This window comes from Rhodoferax sp. GW822-FHT02A01, from assembly GCF_038784515.1.
Taxonomy (GTDB): domain Bacteria; phylum Pseudomonadota; class Gammaproteobacteria; order Burkholderiales; family Burkholderiaceae_C; genus Allorhodoferax.
In genome coordinates, this window is the sequence record NZ_CP152376.1 from 401,452 (window position 1) to 417,088 (window position 15,637).

Here is a 15,637-nt window from a genome sequence, read left to right on the forward strand (position 1 = left end):
ATGAAACTCAAGCGGCAAGGGTGCCGCGGTACTGGTGGACAAAGCGCTTGCTGCGCTCGTAGGGAAATACGTCGTGCACATGGCCCGCAGCAATGCGGTCCTTGCAGCTCTGCCAGAACTCCACATCCAGCAGGTCTGCATGGTGTTGCATGAACACTTCGCGCACGGCCGGATTGCCCAGCAGAAACGGGGCAAAGGTTTCGGGAAACACATCGTGCGGCCCTACGGCGTACCAGATCTCGCTGGACATCTCCTCCTCTTCGGTGCGCGGCTCGGGCACGCGGCGGAAGTTGCAGTCGGTGATGTATTCAATCTCGTCGTAGTCGTAGAACACCACCTTGCTGCTGCGGGTGATGCCGAAGTTCTTCCACAGCATGTCGCCAGGGAAGATGTTGGCGGCCACCAGGTCCTTGATGGCGTTGCCGTATTCAATGACGGCGCGCGTGATCTGCTCGCGCGCGCGACGGGCCGCAGGGCTGGTGTCATCGGCGCGAGCACCACCGGCATCGAAAGCTTCCTGCAGATAGATGTTGAGCGGGATCATGCGCCGCTCGATGTAGACGTGCTTGAGCACCACCTCCAGCGTGCCGTCGCCATCACGGTCGCTGATCTCGATCTGGCTGGGGGCGAACTTCTGCAGCTCGGCAATCAGGTCGTCTTCAAAGCGGTCGTGCGGAAAGCCTACGTCGCTGTACTCCAGCGTATCGGCCATGCGGCCCACGCGGTCGTGCTGCTTGACCAGCTGGTACTTGGCCTTGACCTGCTCGCGCGTGGTGTCCTTCTGCGGCGGAAAGTAATCCTTGATGATCTTGAACACATAGGGGTAGCTGGGCTGGTCGAACACCAGCATCACCATGCCCTTGATGCCGGGCGCGATGCGGAACTTGTCGGTGCTGTGGCGCTGGTGGTGCAGCAGGTCGCGATAGAACAGGGTCTTGCCCTGCTTGGCCAGCCCCAGCGCGTTGTAGATTTCGTTGCTGGGTTTGCGCGGCATCATGCTGCGCAGGAACTGCACATAGGCCGAGGGAATCTCCATGTCGACCATGAAGTAAGCCCGCGCAAAACTGAACAGCATGAGCAGGTCGTCTTCGCCGAACAGCGCGGTGTCGATGATCAGCTTGCCCGCCTTGTTGTGCAGCACCGGCAGGGCGAATCCAAAGGCATTGAAGCCGTTGATCAGCTTGCCGATGATGTAGCAGCCCTTGTTGCGAAAGAACAGGCCGGAGAGCGCCTGGATCTGGAAGTTGGCGCGCAGGGTGGTTTCACCCTGACGCGCGTGCATGGCCTGTGCCACCCAGGCGATGTCGCGCTCCAGGTCATCAAACGGTGTGCGAAAGGCGTAGTCCTCCACCAACTGGCGCAGGCTGTTGTGCAGGCCCGCCGTGCCGGGGTAGTAGGCGTGATAGGTAGGCGCGTCGTGCGGGTCGCTGCTTTCGATGTACTCGGTGCTGACGGCGGGCCGCACGAAGATGAAGTCGTTCTGGAAGTAGCTGCGGTGCAGGATCTTGGTGGTGACCGAGTTGAAAAACGTCTCGGCCAGTTCGGGCTGGTGGTGATCCACCAGCAACCCGATGTAGTGCAGCTTGATCTGCTGCCAGACTTCCATGGGCTGCTCGCTGGCCTTGAACTCGCGCTCCAACCGCTTGGTCGCTTCCTTCACCCGCAGCGCGTAGAACTCGATGCGCTCGCGCTGGGCACGCTGCTGGCCGTGCCAATCGGAGGTCTCAAAGCGATGCTTGGCACGCGCCGACTCCTTGCGGAACAGCAGGTAGTGGCGGTTGAACCCGTCGAGCATGGCCTTGGCGATGTCATAGGCCAGCGGCGAATCCAGACGCGTGGGAAACATGCCGGTCGCCGCGTGCTTGGTCTTACTTCGGCAGGCGCGGCATCAGGCGCACACCGGAGACGGCTTCGCGGTAGAGCGCATCCAGATCATCTTCACCGGTGACCGTTATGTGCAGGTCGTGCAGCAGGCCGTCGGTAACGCCATAGACCCAGCCGTGCAGGGTGACGTTCTGCTTGCGCGCCCAGGCGTCCTGCAGCACCGTGCTCTGCGCCACGTTGACCACCTGCTCGATCACATTGAGCTCGCACAGCGCCTGGGCCCGACCATGTTCGGGCAGCACGTCCAGCACGTCGCGGTGGCGGTCGCGCACATCCTGGATGTGGCGCAGCCAGTTGTCGGCCAGACCGATGCGTGCGCCTTCCAGCGCAGCCTGCACGCCCGAGCAGCCATAGTGGCCCACCACCATCACGTGCTCCACGTTGATCCGCTCCACAGCGAACTGGATGGTGGACAGGGCATTCAAATCGGAATGCACCACCACATTGGCGATGTTCCGGTGCACAAACACTTCACCGGGGTCCAGGCCCGTGATTTCATTGGCCGGCACGCGGCTGTCGGAGCAGCCGATCCACATGTACTTGGGGCGCTGCTGGTTGGCCAGGCCGGTAAAAAAACCGGGGCGCTTGCGCTCCATGTCGCTCGCCCAGGACCGGTTGTTGTCAAACAGGTGTGAGAGGTTCTTCATGTCTTGTTACTTTCTCAGGGAGATGCGCACATTCCAGTCCAGCAGACCGTAACGCGCGCGCTCCTGTTGGTCGTCCTTGGCATTGAATGCGCATTGGGGATCAGGCTTGGCCGAGGTGCACACGAAGCTGCCGGGATTGCCCAGTTGCCACATGCCCTGGGCGTTGCGCGCTTCGCCGGTAAAGAACATGGCGCGCGGCGCATTGATCGGGTCCGTCGGCTCTTTCAAAGGCTGCAGCAGGTTGCGGCCCGCATTGATGTAGGGCCCCTCGATGCCGGCCAGCGGGAACAGGGTGTTGAACATGTCGCGGTGGCTCGCGGGCTGCTCAAGCTGATTGCCGCACTGCAGGCCTTCACCCCAGATCACGAAGGGCACCTGACGGATCAGGTAGCGCCGGCTGTTCTCCGCATACACACCGAAAGAACGCACATTGTGGTCGCCGGTGGCGCCAATGATGGTGTCGGACTTGTGCGGGCCGTTCTGGATGTCCTGCACAAAGCCGCCCAGCAGATCGGCGGCGTAATGGTAGGTGTCCAGGTTGAGCAGCAGCGTGTCGGCACTGGTCTCACCCTTCCACAACGACATGTCGCGCGGCACGCGCTTGTACTCGGGCGGCAGATCGTAGGGTGGGTGGTTGGTGGAGGTCAGCACGAACACGAACAGGGGTTTATCGGAGGGCTGGGACATGCGCTTCTTGAGGTATTTGAAGACGTAGTCGTCCCACACGCCCCACAGACCCAAGGTGGCTTCGGGGTAGGCTTCCTTGAGGGAGTTGGCATCGATGATTTCATCAAACCCCTGCGCCTGCAGCACGCGGTCCAGACTGCGCCAGCCGGCGCGCACCGAGGACACGAACAGCGTGCGGTAACCCGCGTCGCGCGCGATCTTGGCCGTCGCCCACGGAATAGGTTTGCGCCCCACGTCGCCCAGCGTCAGTGGTGTGATGGGCGTGGAAAACAGAATGGCTTCCATGCTGGGATGGGTGCCGGCGTGGGCCGAGTCGAAATTGCTGAAGTGACAGGCCTTGTCCAGTGTGGGCGCCAAGCGGCCCAGCACATCGAACTTGGGACTGTTGTAGAGCATGGGCTCGGCACTCCAGGATTCCATCAGGAAGAACAACAGGTTCTTCTTGGGCGTTCCGGGTGGCAGGGGTGGATGTGCCGTGAGCGCGGCCTTGACCTCGGCATCGCTGTCATGGGGCAGGCCCAGCACCTCGGCTGCGGCGCGCGCGGAATCAAAGCCCATGGCCCTGAGGCCCACCAGAGGGTCCTGCAGGTTTTGCGATTGGCCGCGGCTGTCCCAGGCGTACTTCAACGCAATGACGCCATTGGGCACCATGTCGTTGAGGAACTGCGAGGTGGTGACCGTGAGGTGCTGGCGCTGCAATGCCATCTCACGCAGCGTGCCCTTGCCGGCAAACACCAGCGCCCAGAACGCCACGAAGATGAACACGCCACGCAGCCAGGCACTGCGCCCGCGCAACGCGGTATCGGGCACGGCACGCACCACGATGCGCTGGTGCAGCCATACAGCGGCCCAGCTCAGCAGCACGACGGCCAACAGCGAGGTGACCACCGGGAAGTCGTGCCACACGGTTTTGAGTACGGCGGAGGTGTCATCCTCCACCAGCCCGAACACCAGCGAGTCGATCGGTGTCTTGTAGAAGCCGAAGTAGTGCAAGTTGATCATGGAGAGCAACACAAACACCAGCGGCAGCACCGCCGCAATGGCGCGATACGCCCGGGCGTGGACCCAGGGCAGCAGCACCAGCAGCAAGATGCCGGCAATGGCGCTGACCTTCAGGTCGAAGCGGAAACCCTGAAACGCCACCGTCATCACCTCGGACGGCGGTGCGGTGAAGCCCGCAGGCCAGAAGTGCCAGATCTGTACCCAACGGATCAGGGACAGGGCCAGCACCAGGGGAATGACCAACAGCCAGGCGCGGATCAGACCGCGCATGAAGCCGTTGAAGAAGACGGAGAGGATGCGTTTCAGTGTGGTGAGCATTTACATGGTTTCGGCGAACAATTCGCGGCCGATAAGCATACGGCGGATTTCGCTGGTACCTGCGCCGATTTCGTAAAGCTTGGCATCGCGCCATAGTCTTCCCAGGGGGTACTCATTGATGTAGCCGTTACCACCGAAAATCTGCACGCCCTCGCCCGCCATCCAGGTGGCCTTCTCGGCACACCACAGAATCACCGAGGCGCAGTCCTTGCGCACCTGGCGCACATGTTCGGTGCCCAGCATGTCCAGGTTCTTGGCCACGGTGTAGGCAAACGAGCGCCCGGCCTGCAGCACGGTGTACATGTCGGCCACCTTGCCCTGGATGAGCTGGAACTCGCCGATGCTCTGCCCGAACTGCTTGCGGTCATGGATGTAGGGCACCACGTTGTCCATCACCGATTGCATGATGCCCAGCGGCCCACCGGTCAGCACGGCGCGTTCATAGTCCAGGCCGCTCATCAGCACCTTGGCGCCCTGGTTCAGGCCGCCCAGAATGTTCTGCGCCGGCACTTCCACGTTGTTGAACACCAGCTCGCCGGTGTGGCTGCCGCGCATGCCCAGCTTGTCGAGCTTTTGCGCAATGCTGAAGCCCTTCATGCCCTTCTCGATCAGGAAAGCCGTGACGCCGCGCGCCCCCAGCTCAGGCTCGCTCTTGGCATAGACCACCAGCGTATCGGCGTCCGGGCCATTGGTGATCCACATCTTGTTGCCGTTGAGCAGGTAGTAGCCTCCCTTGTCCTCGGCCTTGAGCTTCATGCTGATGACGTCGCTGCCGGCGCCGGGCTCACTCATGGCCAGTGCGCCCACATGCTCGCCACTGATGAGCTTGGGCAGGTACTTGGCGCGCTGCTCGGGCGTGCCGTTGCGCTTGATCTGGTTGACGCACAAGTTGCTGTGCGCGCCGTACGACAGGCCGACCGAAGCGGAAGCGCGCGAGATTTCCTCCATGGCAATCATGTGCGCCAGGTAGCCCATGTTGGCACCGCCGTACTCTTCGCCCACGGTGATGCCCAGCACGCCTAAAGAGCCCATCTTCTGCCACAGGTCCATGGGGAACTGGTCGTTGCGGTCGATCTCGGCGGCACGGGGTGCGATTTCTTCCTCAGCAAATGCGCGCACCGCATCGCGCAAGGCATCAATGTCCTCACCGAGTTGGAAATTCAGTCCGGGCATGTTCATGGTGGTCTCCTTCTTTGTAATGTCTGTGTATGAACGGGGTGTGAAATCAGTAAGTCTTGGGTACCGGCACCAGGGTTTGCTGCATCACGGCGCAGGCGCTCTGCTTGCCGGCCGGGTCCGCATGCATGACTTCGGCGCTGGTGACGATCAGGCGCTTGCCGCCCTTGATGACGCGCCCGGTGGCGCGCAGCTCGCCCGCCTTGAAGCCCGCCAGGAAATTGATCTTGTACTCGGCCGTTGTGACTTCCATGCCTTCGGCCGCCACCGTGAGGCCTGCATAGCCACCGGCAATATCGGCCAGCGCGCCCATGGCACCACCATGGAAGCCATCCTGCTGCTGCGACACCTTGTCGGAATACGGCAGGGCAATTTCCACCAGACCGGGCTCCACCCGCAGCAGGCGAGCGCCCAGGTGGCGCATCATGCCCTGGCGGTCCAGGCTGTCCTGCACGCGTTGCCAGAGTGCGTTATTGGGCATTGCTTTTCCCCTTCCCTGCAGCTTTTGTGGCGGACTTGGCCTCGGCCTTGGCGTTCTGCTTGGCCAACAGCGCACGGGCCTCGCGCTGGTGCTCCTTGATCTCGTCGAGATTGGCCTGCAGGTCAGCCATCTGCTCTTCCACCTGGCTGCGGTGCACAGCCAGCACGTCCAGAAACTTGACCAACTGCGCGCCGGTGTCGCGCGGGCTGTCGTACATGTCAATGATCTCCTTGGCCTCGGTCAGGCTCAGGCCCAGCCGCTTGGCACGCAGCGTGAGCTTCAGGCGGGTACGATCACGGTGGCTGTAGACCCGGTTGCGCCCGCCCGGGCCGCTGCGCTCGGGCTGCAGCAAACCCAGATCCTCGTAAAACCGGATGGCCCGGGTAGTGAGGTCAAACTCACGTGCAAGATCGCTGATGGTGTAGGTTGTCGTCATGTGTAATAGGGCCGCAACGTGGGAGACAGCACGCTTCACGTGCACTGCATACAATAGTTGCCGCAGTTGACGTTTACGTAAACGTCAATTATGAAGCATAAAACCACCCATGAACGAACTCGAAAAACAACTCCACTATCCCCTGGGCGAGGCCTTGCCTGAACCGGGCCACTGCAGCACCGTGGCGCCCGGTGTGAAATGGATTCGCATGTCGCTGCCCTTTGTGCTCAACCACATCAACCTGTGGCTGCTGCGCGACGCGATCGATGGCGTAGAGGGCTGGAGCATTGTGGACTGCTGCATCCACCGCGAAGACGCCAAGGCGCAGTGGGAGTCGCTGTTTTCCAATGAACTGGATGGCCTGCCAGTGCTGCGGGTGATCGTGACCCACATGCACCCGGACCATATCGGCCTGGCCCATTGGCTGTGCGAACGCTGGGATGCCCCCCTGTATATCAGCGCCACCGACTTTCTGGTGGCGCACATGGCCTGCTCGGGCCAGGACACCTTCAGCGGCGAGCGCACTGCAGCTTTCTATGCCGCGCATGGGCTCAATGACGCACAGACGCGCGCCAAGGTGATGGATCGCACCTCGTATTTCTCGTCCCTGGTGCCCTCGGTACCTGACCAGCACCACCGGCTGCTGGACGGGCTCACGCTGCGCATCGGCGCGCATGCCTGGACCTGCATCAGCGGCTATGGCCATGCCCCGGAACACATGGCGCTGTATTGCCAGGAACTCGGTTTGCTGATTGGTGGCGACATGATGTTGCCGCGCATCTCCACCAATGTGAGCGTGTACGAGCAGGAGCCCGAGGCCGATGCACTCAAGCTGTTCCTGCATTCCATAGACCGCTTCAAGGCGCTGCCCGCGTCCACGCTGGTGCTGCCCTCGCATGGCAAGCCGTTCACCGGTCTGCATATCCGCATCCAGCAACTGCACGACCACCATGATGAACGACTGCAGGAAGTCATGGAAGCCTGCACCCGCACGCCCTGCAGCGCAGCCGACGTGCTGCCGGTGCTGTTCAAACGGCCATTGGATTTTCACCAGACCACATTTGCCATTGGCGAGGCGGTGGCCCACCTGCATACGTTGTGGCACCGCGGTGATCTGGTTCGCCAGCGTTCCCCGGACGGGGTGTACCGCTTCACCACTTCGGAATCGCGTCGTCCTTGAGCTGCGAGCGCAGCTGCTGGTAGTCGGGGACTACGGTGGCTACGGTGTTCCAGAATTGGGCGCTGTGGTCCATGACCCGCAGGTGGCTGAGTTCATGCGCCACCACGTAGTCGATCACCGGCTGACGGTAATGAATCAGGCGCCAGTTGAGCCGGATGGAGCCGTCCGCACTGGCACTGCCCCAGCGGGTGCCAGCGCTGCTCAGCCGCAGTTTCTTCCACTGCACGCCCAGTAGCGGCGCAAAGTGGTCCATGCGTTCCTTGAAGTTGGCCTGGGCCTGGCGCATCAGCCAGGCCTGCACCGCATCGCGGATCTGGTCGGCCGTGGCGGCCTTGGGCAGGCCCACATGCAGGGTTTGCGATGCACCGCCTTCTCCCCCCGGCTTGAGTTGCGCGCCTCTGCCGCTGAAGCCGTGCGCAGGGTCCAGCAGCACGGTGATGTCTTCCCCCATGAACGGGATGGCGACACCGTCGCGCCACTGCACGCGCGCACTGTGCGCACGCTGCTGGCGCTCCCGCGACTCCTGTAGCTTGCGCAGAATCCAACTGCCCTTCTCCTGTAACGCGGCATCCACTTCATGCAAAGGCGTCCAGCGCGGCGCACGCACCACCAATCCATCAGGGCCCACAACAAAACCAATGGTTCTGCGCTTGGCCCGGGCAAAGGCGTAGGCAATGACGGCATCCTGTATGCGTACTTCGCGGTTGGCCTGCGGATGTGCAAATTGGGCTGGCGCGATGACACCTTGCAGGGGCACGCCGGGAATGTGAGCGCCTTCGCGCCGCCTGGGGGGCGCTGCAGATACAGGAGGCTCCTGCGGCTTGACCACAGGCTCGGTGGAAAACAGGTCCAGTGTGTAGCGCAGCAGGGGGAGCATGGTGGGTACCGTCAGCGCGGGGCCGTGCAGCACGTCATGGTGGTGGCTACCGATTCACCAGATAGTGGGCAAACGCAGGCAGGTCTTCATGCACCATGGTGCCCTGGGGCAGCCCTTCGGGCAGCGCACGCCCTCTGTACCCGGCCGACTTGCCGGTCAGCACCAGGTGTGGTGCGCAGCCTACGGTGGTTCCAGCCACCAGATCACGCACCGAGTCACCCACGGTCGGCATGCCCTTGAGATCCACGCCATAGCGATCGGCAATCTGCTCGTACAAGCCTGGTGCTGGCTTGCGGCAGTGGCAGTTGTCTTCTGGTGCGTGGGGGCAGTAGAAGATCGCATCCACGCGCCCCCCCACTGCTGACAGCATGTCGTGCATCTTGGCGTGCATGGCGTTGAGCGCGCTCACATCAAATAGGCCACGCCCCAGACCCGACTGGTTGGTCACTACCACCACATGCCAGCCAGCGTGGTTGATGCGGGCGATGGCCTCCAGAGCCCCCGGCAGCGGCAACCACTCAGCGGGCGATTTGACGTAGTCTGCACTGTCTTCGTTGATGGTGCCGTCGCGGTCGAGAATGCAGAGCTTCATGGTGTGGTCCCCAGTTTTCAGCTGGCCAGCTTGGAGAGGTCGGCAACGCGGTTCATCGCCACGTGCAGACTCTTGAGCAGGCCCAGGCGGTTCAAGCGCAGATCAAGCTGCTCGGCGTTGACCATGACGTCTTCAAAGAATACGTCCACCGGCGTGCGCAACTCGGCCAGCGATTGCAGCGAGGCGGTGTAGTCACCCGCCTCCCAGCGCGCCTGTGCCACCGGCAACACCGTCTTCATGGCGTCAAACAGATTCTTCTCGGCGGACTCCACCAGCAGCACCGGGCTGACGTGGGCATCCACGTCGTCGGCCTTCTTGAGGATATTTCCGATGCGCTTGTTCGCAGCAGCCAGCGCGGCGCTCTCCGGCAGTTCGGCAAAAGCGCGCACCGCAAGCAGACGCTTGGGAATGTCGCCCAGACGCTGGGGCCGCAGGGCCAGCACGGCATCCACTTCCTGCGCGCTGTAACCTTGCTCACGCAAGGAGCCGGCCAGGCGGTCGTAGATGAAGTCGGCCAGTGCGGGCGTGGCATCGGTGATGCGATCGCCAAAAGCAGGAACGGCGCTTTGCAGCAGCGTCAGCAAGTCCAGCGGCAGGTCTTTTTCAACCAGCATGCGGATCACACCCAGCGCGTGGCGGCGCAGGGCAAAGGGGTCCTTGTCGCCCGTGGGCAGGTTGCCGATGCCGAACATGCCGACCAGGGTCTCCAGCTTGTCGGCCAGTGCAACCACCAGACCCGCGTCATTGCGGGGCAAATCGTCGCCGGCAAAGCGGGGCTTGTAGTGGTCTTCGATGGCAAATGCGATGTCATCGCCCAATCCATCGTGGCGTGCGTAGTAGCCGCCCATGATGCCTTGCAGCTCGGGGAATTCACCCACCATGTCGGTGACCAGATCGGTCTTGGCCAGACGCGCTGCGGTATCAGCCTGTGCAGAGAGTGCACCCGTGTTGGCATACCCGCCTTGCCCCAGCAGTGCGGCAATGGCGGTGGCAATGGCGCGCACCCGCTCGCTGCGCTCACCCTGAGTCCCGAGCTTGTTGTGGTACACGACCTTGCCCAGACCTTCGACACGCGACTCAAGCGTTTTCTTGCGGTCCTGGTCAAAGAAGAACTTGGCATCCGCCAGTCGCGGACGAACTACGCGTTCGTTGCCGCCGATGACGGCACTGGTGTCCTCCGGGCTGATGTTGCTCACCACCAGAAACTGGTTGGTGAGCCTGCCTGCGGCGTCCAGCAGCGGGAAGTACTTCTGATTCGCCTTCATGGTGAGGATCAGGCACTCCTGGGGCACTTCCAGGAACTGGTACTCAAAGCTGCACACCAGCACATTGGGGCGCTCGACCAGAGCGGTGACTTCGTCCAGCAAGGCTTCATCTTCAATGGCATGCGCGCCATTGCCCACCTTGGCAGCTGCCGCGGCGAGCTGTCGCACGATGTCGGCACGGCGCTCGGCAAAGCTGGCAATCACGGCACCTTGTTCGCGCAAGGTGTTGGCGTAGCTGTCGGCATCGGCAATCACGACCGGCGAGACCTTGGATTCAAAGCGGTGGCCTGTTGTGGCGTTGCCGGCCTTGAGGCCCAGTATCTGGATGGGAACCACATCCGCACCGTGCAGGGCGACCAGCCCATGGGCGGGGCGCACAAAGCTCACGCTGCTCCATCCGGGCAACTCGCAACCGCTGGATGCGTCCAGCTGGTAGGTCATGACCTTAGGGATGGGCAGCTTGGCCAGCGACTCTTCCAGCGCTTTCTGCAAGCCGTCACGCAGTGTGATGCCGGTCACCATGCTCTCGAAGAACAACGCTTCGGCCTTGCCATCCATGGCGCGCTTCAGGCCTGCGACCGCAGAGGCATCGGCCCCCAGGGACGCCAGCTTCTTCAGCAAGGCGGGGGTTGCCTCGCCTTGCGCATTCAGGCCCACGGTTACGGGCATGAGCTTGGCAGAGACCGCCTTGTCTGCCGCCTGTGCCGCAACCGTTGTCACGTGCACGCCCAGGCGGCGCGGCGAGGCAAAGTGTGTCACCACAGCATCTGTTGCGGCCAATCCTTGGGACTTGAGGGAATCCGCCAGTACGGAAGCAAACGCTTCGCCCAGTTTCTTGAGCGCCTTGGGCGGCAGCTCTTCCACAAACAGTTCAACCAGAAGGTTTTTTGTCGTCATCTCATGCAGCCTTCTTGGCAATTTGCTCAATCCATTCGCGTGGGGCCATGGGGAATCCCAGGCGCTCACGGCTCTCGTAGTAACTCTGGGCAACGGCACGTGCCAGGTTGCGGATGCGGCCGATATAGGCGGCGCGCTCGGTCACGCTGATCGCACCGCGCGCATCCAGCAGGTTGAAGCTGTGCGCCGCCTTGAGAACCTGTTCATAGGCCGGCAGGGCGAGCTGGACTTCGATCAGATGCTTGGCCTGCTTCTCATGCGCAGTGAATGCGGTGAACAGGAAGTCGGCGTCGCTGTGCTCGAAGTTGTAGGTGGATTGCTCCACTTCGTTTTGCTTGTAGACATCGCCGTACGACATGCCTTCAGTCCACTTCAGGTTGTAAACGTTGTCCACGCCCTGCAGGTACATGGCCAGGCGCTCCAGCCCATAGGTGATCTCACCGGTTGCCGGTTTGCAATCAATGCCGCCCACTTGCTGGAAGTAGGTGAACTGGGTGACTTCCATGCCGTTGAGCCAAACTTCCCAGCCCAGGCCCCAGGCACCCAGCGTGGGGTTTTCCCAATCGTCTTCCACAAAGCGAATGTCGTTTTTCTTCAGATCAAAGCCCAGGGCTTCGAGTGAACCCAGATACAGCTCCAGGATGTTGGCAGGCGCAGGCTTGAGCACCACCTGATACTGGTAGTAGTGCTGCAAACGGTTGGGGTTTTCGCCGTAGCGGCCATCTTTGGGGCGGCGGCTGGGCTGCACGTAGGCCGCCTTCCAAGGCTCGGGACCAATGGCTCTCAAGAACGTAGCGGTGTGTGAGGTGCCCGCGCCGACTTCCATGTCATAGGGTTGCAGCAGTGCGCAACCCTGGCGGTCCCAATAGTCCTGCAGTCTAAGGATGATTTGCTGAAAGGTAAGCATAGGTGTGGGGGCCAAACCGGACGGCCCTCGTGTAAACCCCCAATTCTACGGGGCGGGGCTTAGCAATCTGGCAGGAGGTGCCGTGCGCCACGCCAGCAACAGCACGACCATCGCCACGATCCACAGCGGCCACAGGCCCCAGCGCGATACCCACCAGGCAAACGGTGTGGTTCCGGTGCGGCCTTCCACGGTACCTTCAAGCACACCCGAAGTGAGGCGTGTCAGGCTGTTGATGACATGGCCGCGATAGTCCATGATGACAGTCGCGCCTGTGTTGGTAGCTCGCAAGAAGGGCCGCTGAAATTCCAGTGCCCGCATGCGGGATATCTGCAAATGCTGGTCTATCGCGACGGTGTCGCCAAACCAGCCCAGGTTGCTGACATTGGCGAATACGGTGGGTGCCAGCGCCGGATCGATAAAGCGCGCGCCCAGCTCCTCACCAAATAAATCTTCGTAACAGATGTTGGGCGCGATGCGCTGCCCTTTCCAGGCAAAGGAAGGTTGTCCTATGCCTCCGCGCTGGAAGTCGCCCAGCGGTATGTTCATCATGCGGGTGAACCACTTGAACAGCGGCGGGATGAATTCTCCGAATGGAACCAGATGGTGTTTGTCGTAGCGCCAGGCCTTTGGCGCTCCCGGTTGCAGCGCAATGACCGAGTTGGTGTAGCCGCGCTGGTAGTCACCCAGCGGTATGCCGGTCAGCAGCGCACTTTGTCCCTGGTCGACCTGCCTACGCAACGCATCCCAGTAGCCCTCGGGCAGCTCCTGAGGTAGCAAGGGGATGGCAGTTTCGGGTGCCAGTACCAAGTCCGCCTGGCGTTGTTGCATGTGGTCTGCATACCAACGCAGGGCCAACGGAACTCCGGTGCCGGCGTCGAATTTTTCATCCTGGGGAATATTGCCTTGCAGCAAGGCGACCCGGATAGGTCCTGTGGAGGAGGTGTGATCCGCTTGAATGGGAAGCCAGCCGGCTGCCAGCAATAGCACCATGGCGACGCGTTGCCACCAGCCTGCTTCTCTCAGCAGCGCAAGTGAAGCTGCCACCCAGGCGGCCAGCGCACCGACACCGTATGCACCCACCACCGGTATCCAGCGGGACAGCGGACCGCTGGTATGGGCATAGGCCATGGCTCCCCAGCCGAAGCCGGTCAGCCACGTTCCGCGAGCCATTTCGGCCATGGTCCAGAGGGCGGCGAATAGCAGGGCCATCACGGCGGGGCGTCCTTGCCCCAGCTTCCAGCACAGCGCCATAGCTGCACCGTAGTACAGACTTAGCGCCCCTGCTAATGCCAGTACCGCGACAAGCGCCAGCGCCGATGGCAACCCTCCGTAGGTGTGCATGGCCACAAAAAGCCACCAGAACGTGGCACAAAGCCAGGCGACGGTGTAGAGGAAGCTCCATCCAAACGCTTGTTTGGCTGTGGTGCAACGCCCCACAACCCATGACAGGCAGGCTAGGGAGAGCAACTGCAGCCACCATATGGTTTCGCCAACTTGGCCCACGTTTGCAAACGGCCAGCAAACCGCCAGGGAAGCAGCAGCGGCAGCCAATACCAGCAGTGCGGCCTGCAAGGCGTATGCCGAACGTTGGGCTACGCCGGGTGAATCTACCATCCGGCTCAAGACAGCGGCGTCTTGGAGGGTGCGACTTTGAACCACTTCACTGCTCCACCTTTGGTATGCAGCACTGCAAAGTCAAGCCCACCCATGGAGTGCCGTTCGCCGCGTTTGGGCACATGGCCCATTTCATGCGCAATCAGACCGCCGATGGTCTCAAAGTGGTCGTCCGGATCGCTGCTGGTCAAAGTGACGTCGAAAGCATCATTCACACGTTCAATCGGTGTATCTCCACTCACTCTATAGCTTCTATCCGGCAGGCCAAAGATGTCACCTTCATCATCGGGCATGTCGAATTCGTCTTCGATTTCGCCCACGATTTGCTCCAGCACATCTTCAATAGTGATGAGACCAGCTACGCGTCCGAATTCGTCGATGACGATGGCGAGGTGATTCCGATTACCCCGAAAGTCGCGCAACAGATCGTTGAGTCCCTTGGACTCCGGTACAAAGACCGCGGGTCGTATAAGTGCGCGGATGTTGAGTTCCGGCGCGCGTTGCAGCTTGAGTAGATCCTTGGCCATCAGTATGCCCAGGATGTTTTCGCGTTCATTTTCAAAGACCGGAAAGCGTGAGTGGCCGGTATCTATCACCTGGTGCAGCAGCTCATCCATCGTTGAGCCTATGTCCAGAAAATCCATCCGCGTCGCGGGCACCATGACGTCACCTGCTGTCATGTCCGCCATGCGAATGACCCCTTCAAGCATCAGACGCGAGTCTGCGCCAATGATGTTGTTGTCCTGTGCTTCGGCCAGCGTTTCAATCAGTTCATCCGTGGAATCGGGTCCAGGGTGAATGAACTCAGCCAGCTTTTGGAGAAAGGTGCGTTTATCTTCCTTTTCATTGGTCCGCGCGGGATGGGGGTCTGACACTTCGGAAAGGGCAGTAAAGCCGTTGTTGCGTTGTCGCAAGGATAGCGGATTTGTAAGACGGGCGAATTCGCCGCGCATCTTGGCCCGTATTGAGGCCGTCGAAGCTACTGCGAAATTCAGCTTACTTCACTCGGCGAATTAATCAATGAGCGGATCTGATACGCGCGCACTTTGAGCCGGAAGTCTGCTTTTGCAATTCGCTCTTGTAGCAATTCGCCAAAGCGGCTGTACACAGTGGATGATGGCAGTTGAAGATAGGCCTGCGATTCGGATCCGTCTCTCTGCACATGGGCGCCTGCAGCCCGTGCTATCTTCAGCATAGCGGCGTTTTCACTCAAGGCGTGTATGAACATGGTCCGCACGCCTAGATTGCTCGCATGCGTGGCGGCCCTAGCGAACAGTCTTGCCCCATATCCCAGGCCGCGAACTTCCTTCAAAACGGACACGCCAAATTCAACGCATTGTTCTGAAGCCTCTTCTCCGTAAGCGAGATGCGCGACCGCAACGAGTTTCAGCTGTCGATCATAGATCCCAAGCACTTCGTCGTGCAGAAAATCCAGTCCTTGTACGTAGCGCAATATCTGTGCGTCTTGCGCCGGATACCCAAAGCGCAGATAGCGATCCTGTGCGCTCAGTGCCAGCAAGTGGGCGGCAATACGCTCCCTGTGATGTGCTCCCAGCGTACGTATGGGAGTGCCACTCGGCATCAACCGACGAAGCCAAGAAAAAGCCACTTTGGCAATCGCGCTGAATTTGTAGGCAAGTTGAATCATGAATGCAACTATAAGGGTTTACCCTA

General features: G+C 61.2%; 14 protein-coding genes. 1 reads left to right on the top strand and 13 read right to left on the bottom strand.

What is annotated here, in order from left to right; all coding sequences use genetic code 11:
- Positions 1–7: 7 nt before the first annotated feature.
- The 6 genes from aceK to AAGF34_RS01880 are packed head-to-tail and all read right to left on the bottom strand — an operon-like array spanning position 8 to position 6,631.
- The gene (gene aceK / locus AAGF34_RS01855; RefSeq protein WP_342618939.1) at positions 8–1,846 is read right to left on the bottom strand and encodes a bifunctional isocitrate dehydrogenase kinase/phosphatase; all 1,839 of its coding nucleotides are present in this window, start codon (positions 1,844–1,846) and stop codon (positions 8–10) included.
- Positions 1,847–1,868: 22 nt separating this feature from the next.
- The gene (can, locus tag AAGF34_RS01860; protein WP_342618940.1) at positions 1,869–2,531 is read right to left on the bottom strand and encodes a carbonate dehydratase; all 663 of its coding nucleotides are present in this window, start codon (positions 2,529–2,531) and stop codon (positions 1,869–1,871) included.
- Between the two features lie 6 nt (positions 2,532–2,537).
- Positions 2,538–4,538: a sulfatase-like hydrolase/transferase gene (locus AAGF34_RS01865; RefSeq protein ID WP_342618941.1), complete on the bottom strand. Its 2,001-nt coding sequence runs from the start codon at positions 4,536–4,538 to the stop codon at positions 2,538–2,540.
- The gene (locus AAGF34_RS01870; RefSeq protein WP_342618942.1) at positions 4,539–5,717 is read right to left on the bottom strand and encodes an isovaleryl-CoA dehydrogenase; all 1,179 of its coding nucleotides are present in this window, start codon (positions 5,715–5,717) and stop codon (positions 4,539–4,541) included.
- A 46-nt stretch (positions 5,718–5,763) separates the two neighbouring features.
- A complete protein-coding gene (locus AAGF34_RS01875; RefSeq protein ID WP_342618943.1) occupies positions 5,764–6,195 on the bottom strand; it encodes a PaaI family thioesterase in 432 nt (143 codons plus the stop codon).
- Complete coding sequence (locus AAGF34_RS01880; RefSeq protein WP_342618944.1) at positions 6,185–6,631, bottom strand: MerR family DNA-binding transcriptional regulator; 447 nt, start codon at positions 6,629–6,631, stop codon at positions 6,185–6,187. Before AAGF34_RS01880 ends, AAGF34_RS01875 begins: the two co-directional genes overlap by 11 nt.
- A gap of 109 nt (positions 6,632–6,740) precedes the next feature.
- On the opposite strand from AAGF34_RS01880, the gene AAGF34_RS01885 reads away from it, so the two are divergent.
- On the top strand, positions 6,741–7,811 hold the full coding sequence (locus AAGF34_RS01885; RefSeq protein ID WP_342618945.1) for an MBL fold metallo-hydrolase: 1,071 nt from the start codon (positions 6,741–6,743) through the stop codon (positions 7,809–7,811).
- On the opposite strand, the gene AAGF34_RS01890 is transcribed toward AAGF34_RS01885, so the two are convergent.
- The 7 genes from AAGF34_RS01890 to AAGF34_RS01920 all read right to left on the bottom strand — a co-directional run bounded on the left by AAGF34_RS01890 (position 7,783) and on the right by AAGF34_RS01920 (position 15,611).
- Positions 7,783–8,688, bottom strand: coding sequence for a SprT family zinc-dependent metalloprotease (locus AAGF34_RS01890; RefSeq protein WP_342618946.1), 906 nt, complete (start codon positions 8,686–8,688; stop codon positions 7,783–7,785). The genes AAGF34_RS01885 and AAGF34_RS01890 overlap by 29 nt on opposite strands.
- Positions 8,689–8,734: 46 nt before the next feature.
- The gene (gene gmhB, locus AAGF34_RS01895) at positions 8,735–9,280 is read right to left on the bottom strand and encodes a D-glycero-beta-D-manno-heptose 1,7-bisphosphate 7-phosphatase (RefSeq protein WP_342618947.1); all 546 of its coding nucleotides are present in this window, start codon (positions 9,278–9,280) and stop codon (positions 8,735–8,737) included.
- Positions 9,281–9,297: 17 nt separating this feature from the next.
- Positions 9,298–11,442: a glycine--tRNA ligase subunit beta gene (glyS, locus tag AAGF34_RS01900; RefSeq protein ID WP_342618948.1), complete on the bottom strand. Its 2,145-nt coding sequence runs from the start codon at positions 11,440–11,442 to the stop codon at positions 9,298–9,300.
- Position 11,443: 1 nt separating this feature from the next.
- Positions 11,444–12,349, bottom strand: coding sequence for a glycine--tRNA ligase subunit alpha (gene glyQ / locus AAGF34_RS01905; protein ID WP_342618949.1), 906 nt, complete (start codon positions 12,347–12,349; stop codon positions 11,444–11,446).
- Between the two features lie 45 nt (positions 12,350–12,394).
- The gene (gene lnt / locus AAGF34_RS01910) at positions 12,395–13,963 is read right to left on the bottom strand and encodes an apolipoprotein N-acyltransferase (RefSeq protein WP_342621202.1); all 1,569 of its coding nucleotides are present in this window, start codon (positions 13,961–13,963) and stop codon (positions 12,395–12,397) included.
- 5 nt (positions 13,964–13,968) lie between these two features.
- On the bottom strand, positions 13,969–14,838 hold the full coding sequence (locus AAGF34_RS01915; protein WP_342621203.1) for a transporter associated domain-containing protein: 870 nt from the start codon (positions 14,836–14,838) through the stop codon (positions 13,969–13,971).
- 116 nt (positions 14,839–14,954) lie between these two features.
- A complete protein-coding gene (locus AAGF34_RS01920; RefSeq protein ID WP_342618950.1) occupies positions 14,955–15,611 on the bottom strand; it encodes a GNAT family N-acetyltransferase in 657 nt (218 codons plus the stop codon).
- Positions 15,612–15,637: the final 26 nt, after the last annotated feature.